The sequence below is a fragment of the Paenibacillus lutimineralis genome (assembly GCF_003991425.1).
In the GTDB taxonomy this organism is placed as follows: Bacteria; Bacillota; Bacilli; order Paenibacillales; family Paenibacillaceae; genus Fontibacillus; species Fontibacillus lutimineralis.
On the sequence record NZ_CP034346.1, the window covers coordinates 4,685,571 to 4,712,093 of the forward strand.

Sequence of the window (26,523 nt, forward strand, 5' to 3'; positions counted from 1 at the left end):
TATGATCTATTAAATAGTGTGGTTGGCGATGTCATTTTTCAAGGATGCAAGTACATCATCCAGTGGCTGCGCGCCCAAGTCCCCTTCACCGCGCTTGCGCACCGAGACTGTACCACTATTCTTCTCGTTCTCACCAACAACGAACATGTATGGAATCTTCTCGAGCTGAGCTTCACGGATCTTATAGCCAAGCTTCTCATTGCGCAGATCACTCTCGGCACGAATGCCTCCAGCACGTAATTTATCCTCTACCTGACGTGCATATTCCTCGAAATGAACCGAGACCGGAATGACCTTCGCTTGTACTGGAGACAGCCAAAGTGGCAAATTGCCAGCAAAGTTTTCAAGCAGGAACGCTGTAAACCGCTCCATTGTACCGAGAATACCGCGGTGTAGCACCACAGGACGATGCTTCGCTCCGTCTTCTCCGACATATTCCAGCTCGAAGCGTTCCGGCAGAAGGAAGTCAATCTGAACTGTGGACAGTGTCTCTTCCTTGCCCAGAGCGGTCTTGATCTGTACGTCCAGTTTCGGGCCGTAGAATGCCGCTTCGCCTTCTGCTTCATAGAACGGCAAGCCTGCTTCTTCTACAACCTCACGCAGCATACGCTGTGCTGTGTTCCACATTTCGTCATTTTGATAATACTTCTCTGTATCCTGCGGATCACGATAGGACAGACGGAAGCGGTATTCACCGATACCGAAGTCACTATATACTTGCTTGATCAAGTCAAGCACACGAGAGAACTCGCTCTTGATCTGATCCAGGCGGCAGAAGATATGAGCATCATTCAGCGTCATCGAACGAACGCGGTGTAGACCTGTCAATGCGCCTGACATTTCATAACGGTGCTGCATACCGAGCTCAGCGATACGGATCGGCAGATCACGGTAGCTGCGCATATCGCTCTTAAATACCATCATATGATGCGGACAGTTCATCGGACGAAGTACGAACTCCTCGTTATCGACTTGCATTCTTGGGAACATATCCTCTTCGTAGTGAGCCAAATGACCTGAAGTCTTGTACAGCTCTGTGCTACCGAGTACTGGAGTATAGACGTGTTGATAGCCGAGGCGTTCCTCAATATCAACAATATAGCGCTCAAGTGTACGGCGTAGAGTTGCCCCTTTTGGAAGCCAGATCGGCAGACCTTGTCCAACCAAATTATTAAAGGTAAAGATGCTGAGTTCCTTACCAAGCTTACGGTGATCGCGCTTCTTCGCTTCCTCCAACATATGCAAGTGCTCATCAAGCTGGGCTTTCTTCACAAATGCTGTACCATAAATGCGCTGCAGCATCTTATTGTCGCTGTTACCGCGCCAGTAAGCACCAGCCACGCTGAGCAGCTTGAAGATTTTGATCTTGCCTGTGGAAGGTACGTGCGGCCCCCGGCACAAATCGGAAAATTCGCCTTGATCATAGATTGAGATAGTCTCGCCTTCCGGCAAATCACGAATCAATTCAAGTTTGTAAGGGTCACCCATTTCAGTGAAGATCACAATGGCCTCCTCACGGCTTACTTCGCGGCGTGTAATCGGCAGATTCTCGCCAATAATCCGCTCCATTTCCTTCTCGATCTTCTGCAGATCTTCAGGATTTAGCGGGTGTTCCAGGTCCATATCATAGTAGAACCCGTCCTCAATCACAGGACCTACACCAAGTTTAACTTCTTTACCGCCGAATAACCGTTTTACGGCTTGAGCCATCAAGTGAGCGCAGCTGTGGCGCATAATTTCCAGACCATCCTGCGAATCCAGCGTAATGATCTCTATCTTCGCCCCATCCTCCAGCTTCGTGTTCAGGTCAACGGCAACCCCGTTCAACTTGCCAGCCACTGCATTTTTGCGCAGGCCACTGCTAATCGACGCCGCTACATCTTCAAAAGTACTTCCTTCTGCATATTCCCGGACCGATCCGTCCGGCAAAGTAATCGATACTGCCACTTTCATTTCCTCCCTCTTATTGTTTGGCCGCCGGAAGCGGACATACAAAAAACGCCCGTCCCGTAAAAGGGACGAGCGTGATTTACCCGTGGTTCCACCCTTATTCGGCTGTCTAAGTTAATAACAAGACAAGCCCTTAATTAAGCATTGTGTAACGGTAATGAACCGGCTATTCCTAATACCGGATAACCGAGCAACAGCTGAATCAACTATAAGCCCGTTCTCCCATGGTTCGGAACAGCAGCTACAAAGGGGTAAACCATGATCGAATCCGAAGGGAATTCCAGCCAAAGTTCCCTCTCTCTGTGCAGTTCAAAATCCGGTTCATATCTTTGTCATCGCTTTTAGAGGTAATCCAAAAAGTCACTTTTGACCGACTTCTTGAATCCATACTTAAATTACAACTAATGTGTAAATTATATAGCGATCCTGTCCTACAGTCAAGGAAATGGGCTAGTTATGGCGGCTTAGGTGCACTGATCCTTCGATCTCTCCGATTGATGGAACATGGTGCATTGTGGGCATTGAGAGCAGATCTCCACCCGCTCTCCAAAAATCTGGCAGATCGTCGAGATCATCTGCATCTCCGGCCATGGAGTATGGATTAAAATGCGGACTGGTGCTAGAGAAATCAAAGAACTGACAACGGCATTTTCCATCTCCAGCTCCTGATCGGCTATTCGCGCGACCATGCCTCCACCGGCAGGAATATGGATCGACGTAAACTTCTCATCCAAAACAACAAATTCTTGATCCTTTTTGTGCATCAGGTGGACTAGTGGAGTCAACGGCTCCTGAAAATGAACAAAATACTGGAGCAGGCCGATGAATTCTTCATATTGCTTATCAAGTAGAAGCTCATCCACCGCATAATCGATAATCTCATCCAGTTTGTTTATATATTCCCTTAGCCGAAAAGTGATTAGACCATCCAAATGCACAAAAGCGCTTTGCTGCAAATGTTTTTTCAGTTCTTTCTTAATTAAGGACATCCGCGTCCGTCTGGCAGATAAACCTGCTTCGTCCGTTCCAAGTAGGCGTAAACTCAGCTTCCATACTGCTTCATAATCTTCAGCTGAAGCGAAGGAATATTTTCTGGATAGCATTGCGGACAGAATACCCGCCTCTTTCACCTCAACTACATAACGTGCGATTCCCTCTGTTAACCGTTCATGTCCATCGCCCCATACCGGGTCTGGATACTTGTGTCCGTGTGAAGTCTCACCAGATATCCCAACGAGAACATCCATGATTTTTCCGTCTGTGGAGTAGCTGATTGCTGACTGACCTGAGTCAATATACAGATCTTGTCCTGAGAAGCACTCTGTAAAGCGGGCACCCGAGTCTGTACCGTCAATATTGATCCGAATTGTAAAAAAATCCATGGACTTTCCCCCTTCCGCTTCCTCTCCACAAGTATATGGTGAGGAGAAAACGGATATACGGATCAAGCCCATGGAATGAAAGGTAGACTTTCCAATGTTACCTAGACCAGGTCAGCGGCAGTTGGATTAACCTAACTGTGACCTTGGCTCCAGCCTAATTCTGCATCACAAAATCCCGTTCAACATGAGATTCCTTATCAAACACACGCAGAATATCATACTTCGTATTACGCTGTGCCGGGATTTTCCCTGCTTCACGAATAATGGAAAGAATTGCTTCAATATTTACTTTATACGTTGCACCTGCCGATGAGACAACATTCTCCTCAATCATCGTACTGCCGAAGTCGTTGCAGCCATACCGCAGGGATAATTTACCTACCTCAGGTCCCATCGTAACCCATGAGGACTGTAGATTCTTAATATTATCAAGGACAATCCGGCTGATCGCTACCGTCTTCAGGTATGCTTCCGGTGTTTGTCGCTCCTTCTTCAAGTTTGTGTTATCCGGCTGGAACGTCCAAGGGATAAAGGCCAGGAAGCCTTCCGAAGGATACTGGTTCTGGATGCATTCGTCCTGGGCTTCACGTACACGCATTAAATGGAGTGCACGCTCTTCCATGGATTCTCCAAATCCGATAACCATCGTTGCGGTCGTGTTCATGCCAATCTTGTGAGCGGTCTGCATCACATCCATCCAATCTCTCCAGGAGCCCTTCAGACGGCTAATCTTCCGCCGTGTGCGGTCATCAAGAATCTCAGCACCACCGCCCGGCAAGGAATCCAGGCCCGCAGCATGAATTTGCCGTAATACTTCCTCAAGCGAGAGGCCATCCGAGACTTCCTTCATTTTCATAATTTCAGCCGGAGAGAAGGAATGCATCGTAATGTCCGGGAAATGAGTTTTGATTTCTTTTAGAAGATCCGTATAATAGCTAAATGGCAAGTTAGGATTCGTTCCGCCCTGCATTAAAATTTCCGTTCCGCCCACATCAATGGTTTCCTGGATTTTCTGCAGAATCGTCTCTGTTGGCAGAACATAACCTTCTTCCGATCCAGGCCGACGATAAAATGCACAGAAACGGCAATAGACATCACAAATATTGGTGTAGTTCACGTTGCGACCGATGACAAATGTTGTCAATGGCTCAGGATGTTTACGCTCCATCAGATTGTTCGCCACATGTCCCATCTTCTCAACTTCATCAGATTCGAACAAGGCGATCGTCTCTTCCAGATTAACGCGCTCCCCCTTAAGTGCTTTATCAAGTATATGATCAATAGCTGTCATATAGTGCCCTCCCTTACTTCAATATAAAACTATCACAAATGTAATTAATTATCAGATAAATTTATCCTAACACACTCAAGCCCATAAAAACAGCACCTGATTTAGGATCAGGTGCTAAGCGATGAATCCTTAAATCTTACTGCTGCTAAGAGCTTGTTCTAAATCAGCGATTAGATCATCAATATCTTCTAGTCCGACTGAGAATCGCAGCAAACCATCTCCGATTCCACGTTCCAGTCTAACTTCGCGCGGCATGGAAGCATGAGACATCATCGCTGGATAGGATAGAATACTCTCGACCGCACCGAGACTCACTGCGACTAGTGGCAGCTTAACCTCGCTGAGCAACCTTTTCGCACGTTCTCCCGAGCCAACATCGAAGGAGACAACCGCGCCATACCCTGTCGATTGCTTCTCCTGAATTGCCCGTCCAGGGTGTTGCTCTAGTCCCGGATAGTAGACTGTTTCGATATCATTTCGACTCTGCAACCAATCCGCCAATTTGCGAGCGCTGATCTCACTGTACGCCATTCGTGCACCTAGCGTCTTCATTCCTCTCATAAGCAACCACGAATCCTGCGCACCGAGCACAGTGCCAAGCCCGTTCTGCACATATTTTAGGCGCTGGGCCAGCTCCTCGTCACGTGCAACAGCGAGCCCGGCCAGCACATCACTGTGTCCGCCAAGAAATTTAGTCGCGCTATGCAGCACGATATCTACGCCAAGTTCAATAGGACGTTGATAATATGGGGTCATAAACGTATTATCAACAATGCTGAGCAAGCCGTGCTCTCTAGCCCAAGCAGCAATCTCGGCCATATCGGTAATTTTCAGCGTCGGATTAGATGGTGTCTCCATATATACAGCTTTCGTATTTGGTCTTAAGGCCGCCTTCACTTGCTCTGGGTCAGTCATATCGACGAAAGTCGTCTCGATATTCATCCGGCTCAGCACATTCGATAACAGTCGATAAGTTCCTCCGTAGACGTCCTCAGTCACAATCAGATGATCTCCCGCCGAGAACAGCATGAAGGTTGTTGATATCGCGGCCATGCCGCTAGCGAATGCAAAGCCCTTCACACCGCCTTCTAATACCGCAATATAATCCTCCAATGCCTGGCGCGTTGGATTCCCTGAGCGGCTATAATCGTATTCCGGAGGATTATAGATATCATGATGATGGAAGGTGGAAGCTTGATAGATCGGTACGCTCGAAGCCCCCGTACTGGGATCCAACTCGCCACCGAAGTGAATCAATTTAGTCTCAAACTTACGATCTTGTTCATCGCCCGAATGGAAGTTACTCATGAATCTCTCCTCCTTCAACCTCGACGCTAGCTGCCTCCAAAGCCTGGCCCAAATCCTCGATCAGATCGTTAACATGCTCAATTCCTACCGAGAATCTCAGCAATCGATCATCAACGCCTACTGCTTCACGAATCTCAAGCGGAATATCGGCATGGGTCTGTACAGCTGGATAAGTCATCAGCGATTCAACACCGCCGAGACTCTCCGCGAAGGTAATCAATTTAAGATGTCGCAGCACTGGCTCAACATAGCGAGCGTCCGTCACTTTGAAGGAGAAGATGCCCGTATTGCCGCTGCTCTGCTGATTTTGAATTTCATAGCCTGGATGGTCTGGTAGAGCTGGGTAGAATACTTCCGCCACCTGTGGATGGTTCTGCAAATATTTAGCGATCGCCAGTGCATTGCTCTGGTGACGATCCATCCGCAGTGCCAGTGTCTTCATACCTCTCATGAGCTGATAGCTATCAGACGGGCTAAGCACAGCGCCCAAGGAATTGTGCAGGAAGAACATCTCGGCAGACAGTTTCTCTCCTTTGGTCACAATAATTCCGGCCAAAACATCATTATGTCCGCCCAAGTATTTCGTCGCGCTATGAACTACAATGTCTGCACCAAGCTCAAGCGGCCTCTGGAAATAAGGCGTAAGCAACGTATTGTCGACGATAGTCAGCAATTGATGCTGCTTTGCCCAACTGCTTACCTTACCGATATCGGTAACCATCATCAATGGATTCGTCGGCGTCTCGATGAATAGAGCCTTTGTATTCGGCTGACGTACGCTCTCCAACTTATCTAGATCATTCGTGTCCACATAGGAGGCCGTTACTCCGAATTTCGCCAATATCCGTTCAAGCAGCCGATATGTACCTCCGTACAAATCAAGCGATACGATCAAGTGATCGCCTTGGGCGAACATCATAAACACCGTCTGCAGTGCCGCCATACCGGAGCTACAGGCAAACCCGGCATCTCCGCATTCCAATTCGGCCGCCGCTTGTTCAAGCACCGCTCGAGTCGGGCTCTTCGTACGAGCATAATCGAATCCCGTGCTCTGTCCGAGACGCGGATGGCGGAACGCCGTTGCTTGATATATTGGATAATTGACCGCTCCCGTCACCGGTTCCTCCACTGAGCCGATTTGTGCCAGCTTACTCTCAATATGCCACTTCTTATCCATGCCAATCTTTCCTCTCATCATTTATATAGATTGTTTAAAAGTCTCCCTTTGATCACGGAGTAATCTGACTTTTTAAACACGGACTTAAATCTCATATACGAAATCTTTCGCCTCATCAATGTTATAAGGTGTCTCTTGATACACATAGTAATTGAGCCAATTGGAGAATAATAAGTTGGCATGCGATCTCCAGGTAGACACCGGCGTTTTGGAAGGATCGTCATTTGGATAATAGTGAAGCGGTAGATCGACCACGAGTCCCTTGGCTACATCACGATCATATTCCCATTTCAAAGAGCTCGGGTCATATTCGGAATGACCAGTTACGAAGATCTGCTTGCCATCCTTGGTGGCTACGAGATAAATACCTGCCTCCTCGGATTCCGCAAGAACTTCCAATTCATCTTTAGCTTCAATATCTGCTCGTAATACGTCCGTATGACGAGAATGTGGCACCTGGAACACTTCATCGAAACCGCGCAGCAGCTTCACATGAGGCTTATTCACCGTATGAGGGAATACGCCGAAGCATTTCTGGTCCAGAGGAATTTTTCGTACGCCATAATGATGATACAAACCGGCTTGTGAAGCCCAACATATATGCAGGGTCGAAGTAACGTGGGTCTTGCTCCAATCGAATATCTCCTGCAATTCCTTCCAGTAGTTCACTTCTTCGAATTCGAGCTGTTCGACCGGAGCACCTGTAATAATCAGACCGTCAAAGCGGCGATGCCTGATTTCATCAAAAGTTTTATAGAACATTTCCAGATGCTCCGCCGATGTATTCTTCGACGTATGGGAGCTTGGATGCAAGAGCACGATATCGACCTGCAACGGTGTATTTCCGAGCAAGCGTAGTATTTGTGTCTCCGTTGTTTCTTTTGTTGGCATAAGATTTAGTATCGCAATGCGGAGTGGCCGAATATCCTGACGATATGCCCGACTTTCATCCATCACAAAAATGTTCTCTTGATTCAGTACTTCCTTGGCCGGCAAATAATCCGGGATCTTGATTGGCATAATGTTCCCACTCCTCATTTCATGGATTTGAATACAAATCATCTGTCATCTCAAAGAGGAAGTTCGAAAATCCGCTTTTGATCACGAAGTGGATCAAGAAGTAACTCTGCATCGAATCTTGAATTCAGCCGGGTCTAAGCGAATGCTTACGAAGTCATGTTTCCTCCGGAAACATCTCAGGTGCTCACGTACAAAATACGTACGCTCCGCGCCTCAGACCCTAGCTTCACCCAACCTTCTCGGTGCTGAAAACCGGATTTTTTGAACACTCATTTAATAGCTGGAGATACAACAAATGGCCTCACTCGTATAAATCGAGAAAGGCCATTGATATCTGACTGAATATACCTCTCTCATCTCTCAGAGATCATACGCCGACAGGGCATCTGATCCTGCAAGAATTAGCACCGTGCAAAATTCGCCGGTTGCCGGGTATCATCGGGCTAGTCCCTCCACCTACTCTTGATAAGAAAAAATGTATTTTGTATTCAATTGTTTTAAATTTGAATTTACTGATCTCATTATACATCATTTCTGCATTTTCACAAGACTTTCATTTCTTTTGGTTTATTAGCCTCTAACCCCAGCTCGAAATGAACATTTTTCCTTAAAAAAGTTCCAGAAGGCCAGTTTTCAGCACCGAAAGGTTGAATGTGAAATTCTATATCACAAGAAAACCAACCTTTAAATCGCGGTCGCTCATCCTTGAATAGCCTCGTTTGAGGTTTTCTTATCAAAGGCGGACTTTTTGAACAACCTCTTGAAACATTTGATGGCACAGCGTTATACTAGACAAGTGTTTTAAAATTCAGGAACAAAGAGGTGAAAAATCCGAGATGGAAGGCGACCCGAGTCCGCAGAGTTATAGGATACAACCGCATAGGAAAAACGGTCAGCAGGCGACCTGTGGATTTAGCGCGGGCACTTTCTTGTCACGGAGCTATATGTAGTGGCGCCTCTTTCGCATGTCTGCCTCAACTGACGCTGTCTTTTCCTGTGCTCGAACCTTAAAGAGAGCATACCTGACGTAATAGCCAGGAAAAGGGAGTGAACTTAATATGAAAATTCGTCATGTCAAGGAAGGTGTATTCACACCAATAGAGGACGTGGAAATTACGACAACCCCTCCGGAGGAAGGGTTCTATTGGATTGATGCAGATGCCGAGGATCTCGCTCTGCTTCAGCCTCTATTCTCATTGCATGATCTGGCAGTGGAAGACTGCCTGTCTGAAGAAGAACAGCGGCCAAAGATTGAAACCTATGAGAATCACTATTTCATCGTTGTGAACAGTATCCGTTACGATGATGAGGAAATTTTCCTGCGTGCACTGAACGTTTTTCTTGGACGGCATTATATCATTACAGTTACCAAGCAGAAAATCAATGAACTTCGCGCAGTCAAGCCGCTTCTTTGGGAGCAGGAGGTTAGTTCGCCAGACTGGTTCCTCTATCTGCTGATCGACCTTGTCGTTGACAACTACTTTACCGTTGGCGACCGGATTGAAGTGAAGATTGAGAATTTGGAAGAAGATATACTGATGCATACGAAGCGCTCGCACCTGAATGAAATTATCGGTCTACGAAGCGAAATACTATGGCTGAAGAAAGTCCTTGGCCCGCAAAAAGAAGTTATTAACATTTTAAATAAAAAAGATTTGCGCCTGATCGATGATCAATTGCAAAAATACTTTAGCGATATCTATGAGAACGCGGTAAAAATCGCCGAAAACTTTGATACGTTTCGCGAACTGGTCGGAAACTTAAGAGAAGCCTATCAGGCTTCGATCGCTAACCGGGCGAACGAAATCATGCGCGTGTTTACGGCAATTACGACGATCTTCATCCCTCTAACCCTAATAACGGGTATTTACGGAATGAACTTCGACAATATGCCTGAGCTGCATTGGAGATACAGCTACTATGTTGTCCTTGGCATTATGGCCATACTTGGGGCAGGGATGTTCTATCTCTTCCGCAAGCGGGACTGGATTTGAACAGATAGCGAGGAATATTCACCATCGGGTCTTCCCTTGATGGATATTCCTCGCTTTTTCTTGCAGGGCAATCTATAATTACGAGTCCAACTACCTCTATACCGCTTTCCGAACCGAACCCGCATTGCGTCTGAAAGAGAGACGAATCAGTCTTAGACGCTCATATAGCAGATCCACTTGACTGTCCTCTGTAGCCTCTGCTCCAAACACACGCAATAACACCGGCTTAAGGAGATTATCACCTAGCTCTTCGAACGCTTGCCATACTGCCACTTGCTCTTGCTCAGGCATACTCTGAAGCTCTAGCTTGATCAGATCATCCATCTGATAGCCGTCCTTCTCCAGACTCTCAAGCAGTTCTAACGCCTCCCTGCGTTCGAGTCCGCTATGAAGACAGATATCGCTGATATTCTGTCCTTCTGCCAAGCATTCCAGCACTTTGCGACGCAGGCTGAACTTCTCCATCTCAGCACGGTATTTAGCCTCCTTCTGCTTGTATACCCAGGATCGGAAGACTTCATCATCAATCCTCTCCTCCACCCAATCGAGTGGGAACGCTCGAGGTTGTTCACGAACCTTCGACAGCTCTACTAGCTCGGCTCCATATTCATTCGCCTTATTCTCGCCAACACCAGGAAGCTGCAATAATTCTTCCTTGCTATGCGGACAAAACACACTAATCAGCTTAAGCAGACGATTGCTAGCAATCAAGTAAGGGGCTTTGCGTTCCATGGATGCCTTCCTTCTACGCCAAGAGGCCAGTTCAGCATAAAATTCCTCATTAGGATGCAGTTCACTGTAACAGATCAGCCTCTGTGCGACCATTCCCCGACCCTGCGCAATATCCCGCTCATCCCATATGCCATCGATAATCGGCCTGAAGCCTTCACTCAGCTTGGCAGCCAGACGATGACGATATACGAGCAGCATTTCCGACCACGATGCCCCTTCGAACCAGATCGTCTCCCGCTGACCTTCCGACTCCAGCTCATTCCAGCCCATATGCCATATACCTTCATCTTCGCCAATCCAAATCTGTGCCTCAATCGTCCTGTCCTCCAGGGTCTTTCTCTCCAAGCTGTTCAAAAATACGATCCGCATTCTTCTATTTCGCCTCCTCTATGTTTTCAGCAACGCTATAGGGCGCTAACAACGACAAAAAGCACCCCCCTGCCATAGCAAGAGAGGTGCTTCCCCTAAACGTATACTGTTATTCCTAATTGTACCATTTTATAAAGTACTGTCAACGATGAATGCTGTTTTCCCACAAATGCCATTTTTTCAGATATAATGACAAAAGACATTGCATTTTAAGGAGGGCTATACTATGACTGGCTCAAATGATCTTGATTTCTTATCCGATAGCACTGAGAGCACTTCAACAAGATTTGTAACCTTCATCGGACATTCATTGAAGCGCTTTGATCTTGCTGTAACGACAACGAACCGCTTCTACGGTAAGAAGCTTGTTACCGATTTACAAAATGGACGTACGGCCATCCTTGGCACCGATGACCTCGAAGAGGAAGGCTACCTAGAGCATATCTTCTCTCTCGAAGAACAAGAAGGCGAGGACATGCGCAGTTTCCTGTATCAAGTCGTAGGGGACCCTTATTTTACGGATTAAGCATCAAATCAACGTTACAATAACAAATAATAGGCCCCCATTCACTCTGAACGGGGGCTGGTGACTGCAAGCATTCAACTGCCATATAAATCGCCGTCAGCAGCGTCTGTGTTCTGCCTGGTATGTTGTGTCTATCTTGCTACCGCCAATCCCATCCATGAAGAGACGCTCGCCATTTCGAGCTCTTCAAATTTGGATACAACAAGCGCCGGGTTCAACTCGAAGCAGCAGGCCTCAACCGTACACTCCAATTCTACGTCACAGCGGATTTCGGCAAGCTGTCTTGAGAGATGGAGCATATCCAGATCATTCTCGATTTTCGTGCGAACCGACTTGGACAGCCCGTCCAGATTGGACAAAATACCGTCCACAGAGCCATATTCTTGGACCAACTTCATCGCAGTCTTCTCTCCGATCCCGCGAACACCAGGATAATTGTCGCTTGGGTCGCCCATCAAGCCTTTCATATCGATAATCTGTGCCGGTTTTAACTGCTTCTCCTCCATCAGACTCTCCGGCGTATATACCATATAATTGCCATGGCCTTTTTTCATAATGATTACGCTGGTTCGATCAGTCACAAGCTGAAGCATATCATGATCACCAGTCAGGACGAACACTTCCATGTCCTCGCTGAATTTGACGGACAGCGATCCGATGCAGTCATCCGCCTCAAACCCAGGCGAACTGACATTAGGAATACCCAAGCTATCCATCACTTCGCGAATCACACTGAACTGTGGAATTAGCTCATCAGGGGCATCCGAACGGTTACCTTTATAGGCTGAGAACTGCTCGGTACGAAAGGTCTTACTACCTAGATCCCAGCAACAAGCAATGTGGGTTGGCCCGAACTTCTGCACAACATCCCAGAAATAACGCATAAATCCATAGACGGCATTGGTCGGCAGACCCTCTTTGGTGCGCCGAATATATCCGGTTGCAGCCGAAGCATAGAAAGCCCGGAACATCAATGCCATCCCATCAACTAACAATAAACGCTGTTTTGTTTGTTCCATAATCGTAAACAAGCTCCCCTATTAAAATCTATTTGTCTCCCCACGACTGTTCATAGCTATCCTCTTTAAAGCCTACGGTAACTTTATGTCCGTCCGTTACAAGCGGTCGTTTAATCAGCATACCATTAGAGACGAGTAACTGGATCGCCTCTTCGCGTGATAAACCTGGCAGCTTGTCCTTAAGCCCTAGCTCTTTATATACCTCACCGCTCGTATTGAAGAACTTCTTAAGCTCAAGCCCGCTGCGGTCGATCATCTCTGACATTTGTTCACTTGAAGGAGTTGTCTCCTTCAGATTGTGCAGCTCCAGATGATGGCCATGCTCCTCCAACCATTTAACCGCTTTGCGGCAAGTACCGCATTTAGGATAGTGATAAACTGTAAGTGTACTCATAGTATCGTTCCTCTCTAAATGGTCGTTCAAAAAGTCCACTTTTGATAACCTCAAAAGGGGCTATTCAAGGATGAGCGACCACGATTCTCCGCTACTCAGTCCCTAACTTCATCCAACCCTCTCGGTGCTTAAAACGTCCTTTTTGAACACGCACTCTAATTCAACCTTTTCTGTAAATGAGCCATATCTGCAGGCAACGAAGCAGAGAATACGATCTGTTCGCCCGTTAACGGATGAATGAATCCAAGCTCAGCGGCATGGAGAGCCTGCCGATCAATAAGAGCATCCAGTGCATTCATGCTTGCCCGCTCCTGCTCATTAAGCTCGTCGAAGCCTAAGTAGCGATACATCTTGTCGCCAATCAACGGGTGACCGATTGAGGTCATATGAACGCGGATTTGATGCGTTCTCCCTGTCTCCAGCCTAAGCTCCACCAGAGCCCCTTCTCCATAACAAGCCTTTACCTCATAATGAGTCAATGCAGGATAGCCATCCGCCGTCACGATGCGGCGATGCGGTTCCTGTGGATCACGATCAATAGGACCGTCAATCGAGGCGCTCGCAGGCTGCGGACAACCGTGTACGAGAGCAATGTATTTCTTGGATACTTGCCCCGCTATAAGCTGCTCCGAAATATGCTGATGGATATAGGCATTCTTGGCGATCGCAATAATCCCGCTCGTCTCCTGATCCAGACGGTGCACTGGACGAAATCGGTACTTCTCGCCTTTGGCCTGCCAGTAGTGTACAACCCCGTTGGCCAGCGTGTTCATATAATGACCATGTGTTGGATGAACGATGATCCCTGGTTCCTTGTTAACGATCAGCAGTGCGTTATCCTCATACACAATATCGAATGGAATCGGCTGTGGCAAAATATCCTCTGACATCTCCTGCTCCAATGAGATGGATACGATATCGCCCGCTCTTACTGCCACGCTGATGTACACTCGCTCCCCATTCAACATTACACCGCGTTCCGTCAGCTTGATTCGTGACAGCAGCTTTCGCGATACGCCTAAGCGCCGCTGCAACACCGTCTTCACCAGCCAACCTTCCTCTAGCTCTGTTACCTGATAAGTAATCGGTTCATAGTAATCTGTCATGATTTATTGCCAAACACCTTCCGACTGCGCAAATATTCTATATCGGGAACCGCCAGACGCGCGTTAGCTGTCCTGGCCACCGTGAAGAAGAAATCAGATAGCCTATTGATATATTTCAAAGCGTCCTCGTTAATTTCCGTTTTATGGCTCAGTGTTACTACTCGGCGTTCAGCGCGGCGGCAGACTGTACGACAGACGTGAAGAACAGCTGCCAGTTGGGAACCGCCAGGCAGAATGAAGCGCTCAAGCTTAGGATTTTCCTGTTCATAGCGGTCCACCCACTGCTCCAATCTCTCCCATAGCTCAGACGTTACTTTGTATTTGCTCTCTTTGATCTTGACGTAGGCCAGATCAGATCCACAATCGAACAACTCCTGTTGAACCAGCAGAAGATCCTCGTGAAGATCGGCGAATTTCTCCCCTTCTGCAAGGCTCACAGCCTGTCCAACAAAAGAGTTCAATTCATCTATCGTGCCGTAGGCTTCTACTCTCTCATCATCCTTATATACTCTCCCGCCGATCACTGAGGTCTGCCCCTGATCACCAGTACGCGTGTAAATCGTCATTAGAGAAACTCCCCCTATCCTTAGAAATCGATATTCCCAATATACCATAAAACGATGCTGAGGGCTTTTCCAGATGATTACTAGGCTTCTTCAACTTCTTGCAACCCTCTCGATAACCCTGAATCGCATAAAAAAGAAGATCTGTAAAAGATCTTCTTCAATCGACTGAACTCTGTCAGGTCGCTACTTGATTATTGTTTCTTACTCCGCTTCTTCATAAATTCATTAATCTTCAGATCCAGCAAACGGCTGATTTCGATTACAATATCCGAGGTAAAAGACTTCTCTTGCAAGAACATCTTTTCCATTCTATTACGAAGTATATGAATTTCATCCTCCAAGGTTACTGCTTGTGGTGAAGTCTTACGGTTCGCTTCTACCATCCACTTGTTTGATTCATTGTCTTCAGCGATCAATAGCCCCGCCATATCATATACTAGATTGTATTCACCACAACCCAAAAGTTATCCCTCCCCGAGAAACTATAACCTTCCTCCGAAAACATATTATACCATATTAATTGGACAATGATCAATTAATAAATGAAAGAAATGTTAAATAGAACCATTTTCCCGGGTGAATAGTTCATGGTCACAGCGCCAGACCTAGCCTTGCTTCAGCTTATGGACGAATTGGCCCATTCGGTGTAGTGCTTCGTTAAGTTGACTGACCGATGTCGCATAGGAACAACGTAGGAAGCCTTCCCCGCCACCGCCAAAAGCGTTGCCAGGTACAGCTGCCACCTTTGCTTCCATAAGCAGTCTCTGCGAGAATTCCTCGGAGCTAAGTCCAGTCGATTGGATACTTGGGAAGGCGTAGAATGCCCCTTGGGGATCATGGCAGGACAAGCCGATGTCCCGCAGTCCCTGTACGATCAGGCGTCTTCTCTGGTTATACGATTCTACCATATGATCCTTCTCTCTAAGGCCGTTCTTCAGAGCCTCGAGCGCAGCCACTTGGCCCATAACTGGAGCGCACATCACGGTATATTGATGGATCTTCAGCATTGCGTAGATCAAGTCAGGATGTCCGCATACATATCCCATGCGCCAACCTGTCATGGCAAAGGCCTTGGAGAAGCCGTTAACGAGCAAGGTACGGTCCTTCATGCCAGGGATCGAAGCGAAGCTGACATGCTTGTGATCGTAGGTCAATTCCGAATAGATCTCGTCGGCGATGACGATCAGATCATTCTCCTCCACCACTTTGGCAATCGGCAGCCAATCCTCATAGGTCATAATACCGCCTGTCGGATTGCTCGGATAATTTAAAATTAATATTTTGGACTTCGGCGTAATCCTAGCTTGCAAATGCTCAGCCTTCAGCTTGAAGCTGTCCTTAGCAAAAGTCTCGACTTCTACCGGTACTCCTCCGCCAATTGAAGTAATTGGGGAATAGGAGATATAGCACGGAACCGGCACGAGAACCTCATCCCCTGGCTCGATCAAAGCTCTAAGAGCAAGATCAATCGCTTCGCTTCCGCCCACAGTAACGATCATTTCATCTTTGGGATCGTATTTCAGATCATAGCTATTATATAGGTACTCCGCAATGGCCTCGCGAAGCTCAGGCATACCTGCGTTGGATGTGTAGCTCGTAAACCCACGCTCCAGCGAATATACGCAAGCTTCTCGTACATGCCAAGGAGTTATAAAATCCGGCTCACCGACACCTAGAGTAATAATATCCTTATTGCCACTCACCAAATCAAAAAAACGACGAATACCCGAAGGCTGTATCTCCCTTACGACGGGAGACAGATAAGATGTCATAGATTTGCTATTGTTCTCTACATCCTGTGAATTTACACTCATATTATTACTTCCTTTACGGAGATATCAAAAGTCTGCGATCCTCTTCAGGATCTTCAAAAATAATGCCATCCTGCTTATACTTCTTCAAAATAAAATGCGTCTTGGTAGATAGTACGGACTCAAGTGTAGACAGCTTGTCGGACACGAAGCTGGCCACTTCCTTCAGGTTACGGCCCTCCACCTCAACCAACAAATCATATGCACCGGACATCAGATAGACACTCATTACTTGCGGGAACAAATAAATGCGCTCGGCGATCGTCTCAAACCCTCTTCCACGCTCAGGCGTAATTTGTACTTCGATTAACGCCGTCACCTTCTCATCGTCCAGCTTGCTGGAATTAACCACCGTAGCGTACTTCACGATCACGTTATCCTCTTCCAATTCCGCGATCGCCTCCGCTATCTCCTCAGGAGTCGCGCCGAGCAATGTCGCCAGCAAATTAGGGTCACGCCTCGCGTCCTCTTTCAGAAGATCCAGCACTTTCAGCTTAAGCTCGCTTATTTGTCTCATCCTTCATCCTCCAGCGCTGTTCCGGCAAATGTCAGGGTGGTAGTTCGTATGCATTCTCCACGCACCGCCTGCCGAAAACTAAATTTAATACTAATATTACATGAATTTCATGTATCTGCAAAGAAAAACCGTCCGTCATAAGGATGAGTTATCCCCTGGACGGACGGTCGCTGAACTATAGCCGGTAAGCCGAACTAATCGCTTCTCCAGCCGCTTGAACGGTTAGGTTAAGTATATGGATTCTGTACGTTCGAAGTGTGATTCGACACATTGTTCTGATGGTAGAAAGCACCGGATTGCATACCGTGCTGCTGACTCATCTGATGCGCTTGTTGATGATCCTGTTGCGCAGTCTGAATCTCCTTATCAATCATTTGGCGCGGTGCTGGAGAAGGCGCGGTATACATTTTATTTTGCTCCATCACCTGAAATAATTCACCCTGCAATCGCAGCGTGCTGTTGGTCAGATCCGTGAACATGCGTCTGACAACAGGACATGCCGATTCTGTCGTGGCCGTTGTGTATTCACGCACCGTTCTCTTCAGATCGGATAGAATAACATTCAGGTAATCGGACTCGTTCATCATTTGCTGACCCTGTGATTGATTCTGTTGTTGATTCATCATTCCTATCCTCCTAGATATTTATTAAAGAACTGTTGGTTAATGACTTTGCGTCGGTGCCATTTGTTGGTGCTGCTTCAGCATTTCGATCATCTGATGTGTATGCTGCTCATGAACCTGCAGATGCTGATCTATGACCTGGCTGATTTGCGCGTTGGCCGATACGCTTCTTGCTGTCGCATACAGCTTGATAAGCATATTCTCATTGGATAGTGAATCGGCGATGTAATCCAATTCCTTGCCTGAGAGAGGCTTCATTTGCATATTGTTCATGCCTATTCCTCCTGATTTTTGATTCAATTCTTGCCTATTATGCTCCCGCAAGTGATTTTTTATGATGTCTCTAATTGGACATACTAACGACAATCTCGTGAACAACAGCAACCTTATTGAGTTACTTCTTGATTCACTTCGTAATCAAAAGCGGACTTTTTGAACTACCTATTTAAATCCATGTTCAAAAAGTTTGGTTTTCAGCACCGAGAAGGTTGGATGAAGCTAGGGGCTGAGGAGCGGAGCGTACGTAGTGGGTACGTGAGCACCGGAAGACCCGGCTGAATTCAAGATTCGATGCCGAGTTACTTCTTGATTCACTTCGTGATCAAAAGCGGACTTTTTGAACTTCCTCTAAAGGAGTGGCCTATTTTGAAGCTGCATTCCGGTCATTATTACTGGCCCACCGTATCTCCCGAGCCTAGCAAATACCCCACCTTAAACACGGATATCTCCTGCGATGTATTGGTTGTCGGAGGGGGGATGGGCGGAGCAATAACTGCATTTCTTTTAACCCAGAGGAACATCAATACTGTTCTGGTTGAAAGTCATCAAATCGCCTCCGGCAGTTCCCTAGCAAATACAGGCCTACTCCAATTCTCCAATGATAAGACGTTAACCTCACTGATTCATACGTTTGGCGAGCAGGAGGCCGTGCATTTCTACCGACTCTGCCGTGATGCTAACCAGCATTTAATCCGTCTTAGTCAGGATTTTCCCGAAGTGGCCCGACTGCTTCCCCGCGGAAGCTTATATTTCGCCAGCACGCCTGAGGACGCCGATATGCTTAGAGAGGAGCATAGAACCTTGCAACGCTACGGTTTTGATGCTTCGTGGTGGAATGAAGACCAAATCTCAACCCACTTCTCATTCAAAAAAACCGCTGCCATCTATACCAAAGGGGATGCAGAGGTTAACCCTTATGCCTTCGTTCATAGCCTGGTTGAACATTCAGTCCAGCAGGGAGCGCGGGTCTATGAAGAATCCGCGATCAGCAGCTGTGAATTTACCCAAGATCGGGTGATCTGTCGATGCGGGCAGTCACAGATTACAGCAAGGCATGTTATTTTTGCGACTGGATATGAGACACAGCAATACAAGCGCGAGAGAGGCGCAGAATTAACAAGCTCCTATGTCATCGTTACTGAACCGCTCAAGGACTTTAGGGACTGGTACGAACAATGCCTGATCTGGGAGACGGCCCGGCCTTATTACTATCTACGAACTACCCGGGACGGAAGAATTATAGCCGGAGGCTTAGATGAACTCTTACCTGGAGGCAGACTTGTAGAGGGACGCTATCTAGCCAAGAGCAAACAGCTACTTGATTATGTACATCAAATGTTCCCGAGATCTGCTACAATCCAAGCGGAGTATAGCTGGGGCGCAGTGTTCGGGCATACTCATGACGGACTTCCTTATATCGGTACCCACCCTGATTACCCGCATTGTTATTTTCTCGAAGGTTATGGCGGCAATGGTACGGTATGCAGCACGATTGCCGCAGAGATGATTACGGATATCATCAGCGGAGTTGATCGACCTGACATACAGATGTTCTCTTTAACGCGCACTCCCCATCCTACTCCTAAACTCCATTAGACTCCCGATTGGTATTCTGCCTAAGCGTTACTAAATATAAAAAGAACCTTCAATTCCAATCACGGAAATGAAGGTTCTCCTTCTCAAGCTTACTCTTATTCTTCTTCGGTCACTGTACGAATGAGATGCATTCTCTCGTCTTCTGTTAGGAAATGACTCACATGAAAACAAGCCGAGCAAATATAGGTGTCCAGCTTAGCCGCCTTCTGCACTAACGGCCTCGCCAATCCGGTCGGAACTGCAGGTACGAAGCTGTCCGGCAATGGTTGGCTTCCAGCAAATAGCATGTACTCACGGCAATGAGGGCACTCAGGTACCTCTTCCTGGCCATCCAGTACTTTCTCCACTCCGGAGTCATAAGCCAACAAATCTCCGCCCGCCTTGGCAAAGGTCTCTACTCTACGAATCGCATCGAGATGTCCGCTCTCTTCATGTTCCCAAAAGACCTTCTGATCCTGATCTTCATCCCCGTCGTACTCGTTCTCTTCATCCTCAATCTCATCAATCCCAATATTCAGAGTACGATACCCCTTCAACTCATTGTTGCAATAAGGGCAGTACTCCTCGGGCCCTATTTCTTCATCCCATACAATTTCTGTCTGGCACCATGGACAAATTGTCGTCTCCATCGTCCCCATCCTTTCTTTAATCCAACTTTGATCACGAAGTAGTACTGGTAGCTTAATCGGCATCGAATCTTGAATTCAGCCGGGCCTTCCGGTGCTCACGTACAAACTACGTACGCTCCGCTCCTCAGGCCCTAGCTTCATCCAACCTTCTCGGTGCTGAAAGCTGGAATTATTAAACACGCACTTAAATGCGTATTAAGCCACCCAGAGATAGATAATCCCAGCGACAATGAAGCATACGGCAGCCGCGAATAAAACCCTGACCAGGTTCTTCAGCATGATCTTACTCCCCCTACATGGATCATATTCGTTCCATACGAATTATTTAAGCTCCGCCACCGTAACTCCTGTGCCGCCTTCTCCGTAATTTCCAAGACGGTAGCTCTTGATATGCTTATGTCTACGCAGATAGTCGGATATTCCGCTGCGCAGAATCCCGGTTCCTTTACCGTGGATAATATAGATTTGACCCAGATTGCTCAGGTACGCCTCATCAATAAAGCGATCTACCTCAATCAATGCCTCTTCCAGATTGGCTCCACGCAGATCCAGCTCTGTCCGCACATGCTCATCCCGCGTACGCTTCACATTAGCTGCGGTTCGCTGAACCGGCTTCGTAACGGGAGCTGAACCAATCAGCTCGAGGTCATCAAGCGCAACCTTCATCTTCATAATTCCCAGCTGGACAAGTGCTTCCTTGTCGCCGGACAGCTCGACAACATGCCCCTTCTGATTCAGGCTGTGTACCTTCACCTCATCACCAGGCTGGATCGAGCGTTTTGGCTTGGCAGCCTTATGAGCTATAGACTTCTTACGCATCGCTGGCTCAGCTTCGTCAAGCTGCTTGCGGGCAGCGATCAGCTTATGCTCCTTCACCGAGGCTCCTTCTTCCATGGCAAGCAAGCGCAGCTCATCGATAATCTTCTCCGCTTCGCTGCGAGCCTTAGCGATAATCTCCCTCGCTTCCTCATCCGCCTTCTCTAGATAACGCTCCTTCTGCTGCTCCAGCTTCTCAAGCTCGGCCTCATGCTTACTGCGCAGGCCTTCCATTTCCTTGCGTAGTTTCTCAGCGTTCTCACGCTCTTGCTCAGCGATATTCCGATTCTCTTCGAGCTTGGCAATCATATTCTCCACCCGAAGGTCTTCTTCCTTAACTTCACCCCGGGCGAATTCAAGAATCGGAGCCGGAAGCCCGAGCCGCTCAGCTATTGCAAATGCATTACTTCGGCCAGGTACACCTACCAGCAAGCGATAGGTTGGGCTCAATGTATTGATATCAAACTCCATGCTGGCATTGATGACACCCTTACGTTCATAGGCGTAAGCCTTAAGCTCGCTATAGTGTGTTGTCGCCACCATTCTGCAACCCAGCGAATGTATATGCTCCAATATCGCGATCGCCAATGCCGAGCCTTCAGCAGGATCCGTCCCCGCCCCAACCTCGTCGAGTAGAACAAGGCTCTTCGGCGTCATATTTTTCAGAATGGAGATGATGTTCGTCATATGGCTGGAGAAGGTACTCAGGCTCTGCTCAATACTCTGCTCATCGCCGATATCCGCATAGATTGCGTCAAACACACATAATTGACAGCCTTCTTCAACCGGAACGAACAATCCGGACATCGCCATCAAGCTGAGCAGACCGATCGTCTTCAGCGTAACCGTCTTACCGCCCGTGTTAGGACCGGTGACGATAATCGTCGAGAAGTGATTGCCGAGCTCAACGTCAATCGGTACGACCTGGTCGATCGAGATGAGTGGATGGCGTCCTCTCCGCAGCTTAATGAAGCCGCGGTCATTCATTCGCGGCAGCGTGGCCTTCATCTCGCGCGCCAGACGTGCCTTGGCGAACATAAAATCAAGCTGGGCCAGAATATCGATATCATATATCAGAAGTTCCGCCTGCTCACCTACAAGCGCAGTTAGTTTCTGCAGTATAACCTCGATCTCCCGCTCCTCGCGTAGCTTCGTCTCACGCAGCTTATTATTCATCGCGACAATCGACTCCGGTTCAATGAACAGGGTCGCCCCTGAGCCGGACTGATCGTGTACGATTCCGCCAAAATGCGAACGGTATTCCGCTTTAACGGGAATAACAAAACGATCACCGCGAATCGTAACGATCTGATCCTGCAGCATCTTCGACACCGTTGACGAACGAATCATCGAATCCAGCTTCTCACGGATCCGTACTTCTCCACCACGAAGTTCACGGCGAATTTGCGACAACTCCGCACTTGCCGAGTCCATAATTTCCGCACTGTCATCCACACAGCGTTTGATTGCATCCTCTAACGGCTTCTGCTCACTTAAGGAATCGCTCAGTGTAAATAATATTTCCACCGGATTATCCTCATGCACTGCAGACAGGTAGCGTTTGATCCGTCTTGAACCTTCAAGCGTTGTCGCAATTCCTAGAAGTTCGTGAGGATTCAGCGTACCGCCAATGCGGGCTCGTCTAACAGCCGACGTTATATCTACAACTCCCCCGAAGGAAGGATAACCCTTGAGCCGGTCAACGGTAAACGATTCCTCCGTCCCCTGCAGCAACAATTTCACATCTTCCAAGCGTGTCACTGGCTGTAATTCCTCTGCCATTTGCTTGCCTAGTGAGGTCTGCGTATAACGGGCTAAATGATTTATAATTTTTGGATATTCCATCGTATGCAGTATTTTCTGATCCAAGAAACTTCACAACCTCTCTCGAGCTATGGTTACATTATATCGAAACCGCTCAAATTTCGCTATTTAGCCTTAATTTAAAAATAAAGGCACATAAGAACCGACTTTCATGAACATCATAATATAGAGTTGCCACATGTATTTCATTAAAAAAGGAGGCAAATACCGTGCATTTTCTTGGGCATGTTGTCCGTTTTATCGTCTCCGCCCTGGTACTGCTGGTTGTGGGCTGGCTCGTTCCACAATTCAGTGTAGGTGGGTTCTGGAGCGCTCTTGTGCTCGCTCTTGTAATTGCCTTATTGGGTTGGGCCATTGAGGGCATATTCGGCAAGAAGGTTACTCCATTTGGACGCGGCATCGTCGGTTTTCTGGCCAGTGCACTCGTGATCTGGCTCGCTCAATTCGTCGTATCCGGTGTCTCGGTGTCTGTAATCGGCGCCTTACTGGCGGCACTAGTGATCGGGATTATCGACTTGTTCATCCCCGTATCTACGCCCTTTGAGGCAGGCCGAGATAATGGCTCTCGATAAGCTTACTAAGTAAAAGCTACAAGATGCAGCAAGAACTACCCCCGCGCCCCTATATCTGGAGGCTTCGGGGTAGTTTTCTTTATGGACTCATATTTCACGATTACATTCACATATGAAAATCTGAGAAATATGGAAAATGTTCACTAATTATTCATACCGTCCCCCTCTTTTGATTGAAAACCTGCGCTATAATATTCTTAAATTTGTCACAATAATACTATATTGCAGGTGATGATTATGAAGAAGACTATTGCATTTATGGCTACATCTGTGTTATTGCTCGTCTTGGCTGCTTGTGGCAGCGGTTCCAATACCAGTTCCGAAAATAACAACATTACACCAGAAGCCGAGCTCACGATCGAAGCGACCGATTATCAATTCGATCAGCCTGAGTACCACTTGAAGAAGGGCGTTCCGGTGAAGATCACTTTCAAGAGCAAGGAAGGCAATCATGGGATGCTCGTGCCTGGACTTAAGCTGCAGTTAAGCGGCAAGAGCCAGTCCAAGACGATCATCCCAGAGGAAGCCGGGGAATTTGAATTGGCCTGCTCCATTATGTGCGGAACCGGACATTCAACCATGATCTCCAAAATTATTGTAGAAGAATAAATCAACTAGAGGTAGTTCAAAAAGCACAATAAGGGTCCTTGGGCGAATCGCCTAAGGACCCTTCATTTAGTACCGTGACTATTCACAGTGCTAGTTATTATCCTGCTCGATCAATTCAATCCACTCGTCATACTCTGTCTGCAGCTTCGCATAATCTTCCTTCAGCCGCCTATATTCCTGCTCAAGCTTCTGCGTATTCTCTTGGTCCAGTTCCTTGGCTGATTTTAACAGATGATACTCATGCGACACAATTTCGTAGCCTTCAGTAATTTGCCGAAGCTGCTCTGACATCTGCCCCTTCTCCTGCTGCAACGCATCGTACTGCTCGTTCAGGTCCTCGACCTTCTCCGAGCTGGCCGCGCATTCCTGCTGCCATGTATTCAATTGTCGCTGCAAATCCGCCTCGATCTCCCGCCAAGAAGCCAGTTCCTGCTCTGCTGAAGCCAACTGGGTCCTCCAGGCCTGCTCCTGCTGCTCGGCATCCTTGCGTGCCTGTTCTTGCTCTTCCGCAAGCTGGGCGTAACCTTTGGCTTCTTCCTCTAAGGAACAAATACGATCACCTAGACTTTGAACCATCTCATTCAATCGGCTCTTCTCCGCTTCACTTGCTTCTGCAAGCTGAGCATAGCCCCCGGACTCCTCTCTCAGCTCCCGAATACGTTCATCCAGACTCTGAATCTCCGTTTGGAGCTGCTCTTTCTCGGCTTCACTAGCCTCAACGAGCTGAGCGTACTCCCGGGACTCTTCTTGCAATTTCTGAATCTTCTCACCAAGACTCTCAATCTTCTCACTCAAGCGCTTCTTCTCGGCTTCACTTGCTTCCACAAGCTGGGCATGGACCCCAGTCTCTTCCTTCAGCCCACGAATACGTTCTTCAAGGTTTTGTACTTCCACTTGCAAATGGTTCTTCTCGGCTTCACTCGTTTCTGCAAGCAGAGCATAGTCTTGTGACTCCTCCTGAAGAATCCGGATCCGATCTTCAAGATTATGGACTTTCTTCCGCAGCTGTTCATTCTCTGCTTCGCCAGATTCTACAAGCTGATCATAGTTCTTAGCCTCTTCTTCCATACCTTGAATGCGATCGACAAGACTTTGAATCTCATTTTGCAGACGATTCTTCTCTACTTCGCTCGCTTCCGCAAGCTGAGCGTAGCCCTTGGACTCTTCTGCCAGCTCACTTATACGTTCACCCATACTTTGAATCTCTTCTTGCAAACGGTTCTTCTCCGCCTCGCTCGCTTCCGCTTTCATAATAGCGGTTCCTCGATCCGACAGCGCTTGCTTCAATTTAATACGCAACTCTTCCAATTCACCAGCAGTCCGCTTAAGCTTGTCCTGTTCAACCTGCAGACCTTGGCGAGCGGCATTCGCTTCCTTCGTTGCGAATTGTAGCTGCTGCTCGTTCTTCTCTAGCTCTTCGGATACCGCGAGTATCTTCGTCTCGAGACCACTCAGCTCCTCATTACGTTTCTCAGCCAGCTTCTGCCACGATTTCTCATTCTGCAGGACGCCATCTAATTCGGAGCGGAGCTTGTTCTCCCTTTCATTCGCTTCCTGCACATGCTGCTGCAGCTTCTTGGTCTCTGCTTCTGCACTCTGTAGCGATTCCTGCAGACCTTTCTTCTGCATCTCCAGTTTATCCACGTTTACTTTCAACTGTTGTCCATCAGCCTTAGCTGCTTCTTCACGCTGCTGCACAGCCTTCAATTGAGCGCTAAGCTTGTCGTGCTCGCTCTTCTCCCGCTGTACATTTTGTTCTGAAGCACGTAGCTTATTCTGCAGTTGAGTGTTACTGTTCCGCTGTTCGCTCAGCTGACGTTCCAGTTCCTGCACTTTGTTCTTGTGCCTCAGGTTCTCGGCCTCTTGTTCCTTGGCCTGCTTAGAACTTTCAGCTTCATGCTGTTTGAACGTTGCTTCGGTAGCCGTGAGCTTGTCAGACAACGCCTTCCTGTCGTCCTTCAAATTGCCATACTCCTCCTGAAGCTTGGCATATTGCTCTTCTTGCTTGCCATTTAACGTCTTCAGCACTTCAAGCTCCTGAATGATGGACGCCTTCTCCTGCTGCAAGCTCTTCAATTCACCTTCAAGCTGATTGACTCTGGCAGCCTCTTCTGTCATCCGAACAGCAGTCAGCACCGCTAGACGAGGAGTATCCAAATGTGAATACGCCTTGGAAATGGAACGCATCTGCTCGTCCACTCGCTTAGCGATCTGTTTCATATACGCTTCATTACTGCCAACAATTTTATAAGAAGTACCGTAAATATCTACGTTTACACTAATTCGGTCAGGGGTATTCAAACTTTGTGCCTCCTTTATTGCGCTTTGTTCTAGGTGTCTGAAATATGCATTTTTTTGCACGAAAGTCACATCGAATCGTTTACTTGTACTTGATTCGATGTGACTTTGTACA

Annotated in this window: 24 protein-coding genes and 1 riboswitch; of the genes, 5 read left to right on the plus strand and 19 right to left on the minus strand. The window is 47.5% G+C overall.

Annotated elements, in window-relative coordinates; translation table 11 throughout:
* Positions 1-9: 9 nt before the first annotated feature.
* From thrS to metA, 6 genes are all read right to left on the minus strand, one after another.
* Entirely contained in the window at positions 10-1,947 is a 1,938-nt protein-coding gene (thrS, locus tag EI981_RS20925) for a threonine--tRNA ligase (protein ID WP_127001530.1), read from the minus strand.
* Positions 1,948-2,414: 467 nt separating this feature from the next.
* Complete coding sequence (ytxC, locus tag EI981_RS20930; RefSeq protein WP_162616237.1) at positions 2,415-3,332, minus strand: putative sporulation protein YtxC; 918 nt, start codon at positions 3,330-3,332, stop codon at positions 2,415-2,417.
* A 154-nt stretch (positions 3,333-3,486) separates the two neighbouring features.
* Positions 3,487-4,623, minus strand: coding sequence for a cyclic dehypoxanthinyl futalosine synthase (gene mqnC / locus EI981_RS20935; RefSeq protein ID WP_127001534.1), 1,137 nt, complete (start codon positions 4,621-4,623; stop codon positions 3,487-3,489).
* A 129-nt stretch (positions 4,624-4,752) separates the two neighbouring features.
* Positions 4,753-5,931, minus strand: a complete 1,179-nt coding sequence (locus tag EI981_RS20940; RefSeq protein WP_127001536.1) for a trans-sulfuration enzyme family protein — start codon at positions 5,929-5,931, stop codon at positions 4,753-4,755.
* On the minus strand, positions 5,924-7,108 hold the full coding sequence (locus tag EI981_RS20945; RefSeq protein WP_127001538.1) for a PLP-dependent transferase: 1,185 nt from the start codon (positions 7,106-7,108) through the stop codon (positions 5,924-5,926). The genes EI981_RS20940 and EI981_RS20945 overlap by 8 nt, the downstream gene beginning before the upstream one ends.
* A gap of 84 nt (positions 7,109-7,192) precedes the next feature.
* Complete coding sequence (metA, locus tag EI981_RS20950) at positions 7,193-8,128, minus strand: homoserine O-acetyltransferase MetA (protein WP_127001540.1); 936 nt, start codon at positions 8,126-8,128, stop codon at positions 7,193-7,195.
* Positions 8,129-8,478: 350 nt separating this feature from the next.
* Positions 8,479-8,600: riboswitch (SAM riboswitch) on the minus strand.
* A gap of 586 nt (positions 8,601-9,186) precedes the next feature.
* Between metA and corA the strand changes: the two genes are divergently transcribed.
* Positions 9,187-10,122 carry a magnesium/cobalt transporter CorA gene (corA, locus tag EI981_RS20955; RefSeq protein WP_127001542.1) on the plus strand — a complete coding sequence of 312 codons (936 nt, stop codon included), beginning with the start codon at positions 9,187-9,189 and terminating at the stop codon, positions 10,120-10,122.
* 96 nt (positions 10,123-10,218) lie between these two features.
* Here the strand turns inward: corA and EI981_RS20960 are convergent, their stop codons facing one another.
* Entirely contained in the window at positions 10,219-11,223 is a 1,005-nt protein-coding gene (locus EI981_RS20960) for an HRDC domain-containing protein (RefSeq protein ID WP_127001544.1), read from the minus strand.
* 226 nt (positions 11,224-11,449) lie between these two features.
* Between EI981_RS20960 and EI981_RS20965 the strand changes: the two genes are divergently transcribed.
* On the plus strand, positions 11,450-11,749 hold the full coding sequence (locus EI981_RS20965; RefSeq protein ID WP_127001546.1) for a DUF3055 domain-containing protein: 300 nt from the start codon (positions 11,450-11,452) through the stop codon (positions 11,747-11,749).
* Positions 11,750-11,880: 131 nt separating this feature from the next.
* Here the strand turns inward: EI981_RS20965 and EI981_RS20970 are convergent, their stop codons facing one another.
* The 9 genes from EI981_RS20970 to EI981_RS21010 all read right to left on the minus strand — a co-directional run bounded on the left by EI981_RS20970 (position 11,881) and on the right by EI981_RS21010 (position 18,058).
* Positions 11,881-12,771 carry a 5'-3' exonuclease gene (locus EI981_RS20970; RefSeq protein ID WP_193556506.1) on the minus strand — a complete coding sequence of 297 codons (891 nt, stop codon included), beginning with the start codon at positions 12,769-12,771 and terminating at the stop codon, positions 11,881-11,883.
* Between the two features lie 25 nt (positions 12,772-12,796).
* Positions 12,797-13,162: an arsenate reductase family protein gene (locus tag EI981_RS20975; RefSeq protein WP_127001550.1), complete on the minus strand. Its 366-nt coding sequence runs from the start codon at positions 13,160-13,162 to the stop codon at positions 12,797-12,799.
* A gap of 155 nt (positions 13,163-13,317) precedes the next feature.
* A complete protein-coding gene (locus tag EI981_RS20980) occupies positions 13,318-14,268 on the minus strand; it encodes an RluA family pseudouridine synthase (RefSeq protein WP_127001552.1) in 951 nt (316 codons plus the stop codon).
* Positions 14,265-14,834, minus strand: coding sequence for a cob(I)yrinic acid a,c-diamide adenosyltransferase (locus tag EI981_RS20985; protein ID WP_127001554.1), 570 nt, complete (start codon positions 14,832-14,834; stop codon positions 14,265-14,267). Before EI981_RS20985 ends, EI981_RS20980 begins: the two co-directional genes overlap by 4 nt.
* Positions 14,835-15,025: 191 nt before the next feature.
* Complete coding sequence (locus EI981_RS20990; protein WP_418789078.1) at positions 15,026-15,217, minus strand: aspartyl-phosphate phosphatase Spo0E family protein; 192 nt, start codon at positions 15,215-15,217, stop codon at positions 15,026-15,028.
* Positions 15,218-15,439: 222 nt separating this feature from the next.
* Positions 15,440-16,648 carry an aminotransferase class I/II-fold pyridoxal phosphate-dependent enzyme gene (locus EI981_RS20995; RefSeq protein WP_127001556.1) on the minus strand — a complete coding sequence of 403 codons (1,209 nt, stop codon included), beginning with the start codon at positions 16,646-16,648 and terminating at the stop codon, positions 15,440-15,442.
* Between the two features lie 13 nt (positions 16,649-16,661).
* Positions 16,662-17,162 (minus strand): Lrp/AsnC family transcriptional regulator, encoded by a 501-nt coding sequence (locus tag EI981_RS21000; protein WP_127001558.1) that lies wholly within the window; start codon positions 17,160-17,162, stop codon positions 16,662-16,664.
* A gap of 227 nt (positions 17,163-17,389) precedes the next feature.
* Complete coding sequence (locus EI981_RS21005) at positions 17,390-17,788, minus strand: spore coat protein (protein ID WP_418789023.1); 399 nt, start codon at positions 17,786-17,788, stop codon at positions 17,390-17,392.
* Between the two features lie 36 nt (positions 17,789-17,824).
* Complete coding sequence (locus tag EI981_RS21010; RefSeq protein WP_127001560.1) at positions 17,825-18,058, minus strand: hypothetical protein; 234 nt, start codon at positions 18,056-18,058, stop codon at positions 17,825-17,827.
* Between the two features lie 372 nt (positions 18,059-18,430).
* Between EI981_RS21010 and EI981_RS21015 the strand changes: the two genes are divergently transcribed.
* Positions 18,431-19,660, plus strand: coding sequence for an NAD(P)/FAD-dependent oxidoreductase (locus tag EI981_RS21015; protein ID WP_227011518.1), 1,230 nt, complete (start codon positions 18,431-18,433; stop codon positions 19,658-19,660).
* 95 nt (positions 19,661-19,755) lie between these two features.
* Here EI981_RS21015 and EI981_RS21020 read toward each other — a convergent pair whose 3' ends face one another.
* A complete protein-coding gene (locus tag EI981_RS21020) occupies positions 19,756-20,289 on the minus strand; it encodes a hypothetical protein (protein ID WP_127001564.1) in 534 nt (177 codons plus the stop codon).
* A 321-nt stretch (positions 20,290-20,610) separates the two neighbouring features.
* Positions 20,611-22,974: an endonuclease MutS2 gene (locus tag EI981_RS21025; RefSeq protein WP_127001566.1), complete on the minus strand. Its 2,364-nt coding sequence runs from the start codon at positions 22,972-22,974 to the stop codon at positions 20,611-20,613.
* 164 nt (positions 22,975-23,138) lie between these two features.
* Here EI981_RS21025 and EI981_RS21030 point away from each other — a divergent pair, with 164 nt between their 5' ends.
* Both EI981_RS21030 and EI981_RS21035 read left to right on the plus strand, forming a co-directional pair.
* Positions 23,139-23,501: a phage holin family protein gene (locus tag EI981_RS21030; RefSeq protein WP_068780150.1), complete on the plus strand. Its 363-nt coding sequence runs from the start codon at positions 23,139-23,141 to the stop codon at positions 23,499-23,501.
* Between the two features lie 237 nt (positions 23,502-23,738).
* Positions 23,739-24,110, plus strand: coding sequence for a cupredoxin domain-containing protein (locus EI981_RS21035; protein ID WP_127001568.1), 372 nt, complete (start codon positions 23,739-23,741; stop codon positions 24,108-24,110).
* A 90-nt stretch (positions 24,111-24,200) separates the two neighbouring features.
* Here EI981_RS21035 and zapA read toward each other — a convergent pair whose 3' ends face one another.
* Positions 24,201-26,411: a cell division protein ZapA gene (zapA, locus tag EI981_RS21040; RefSeq protein WP_162616238.1), complete on the minus strand. Its 2,211-nt coding sequence runs from the start codon at positions 26,409-26,411 to the stop codon at positions 24,201-24,203.
* Positions 26,412-26,523: the final 112 nt, after the last annotated feature.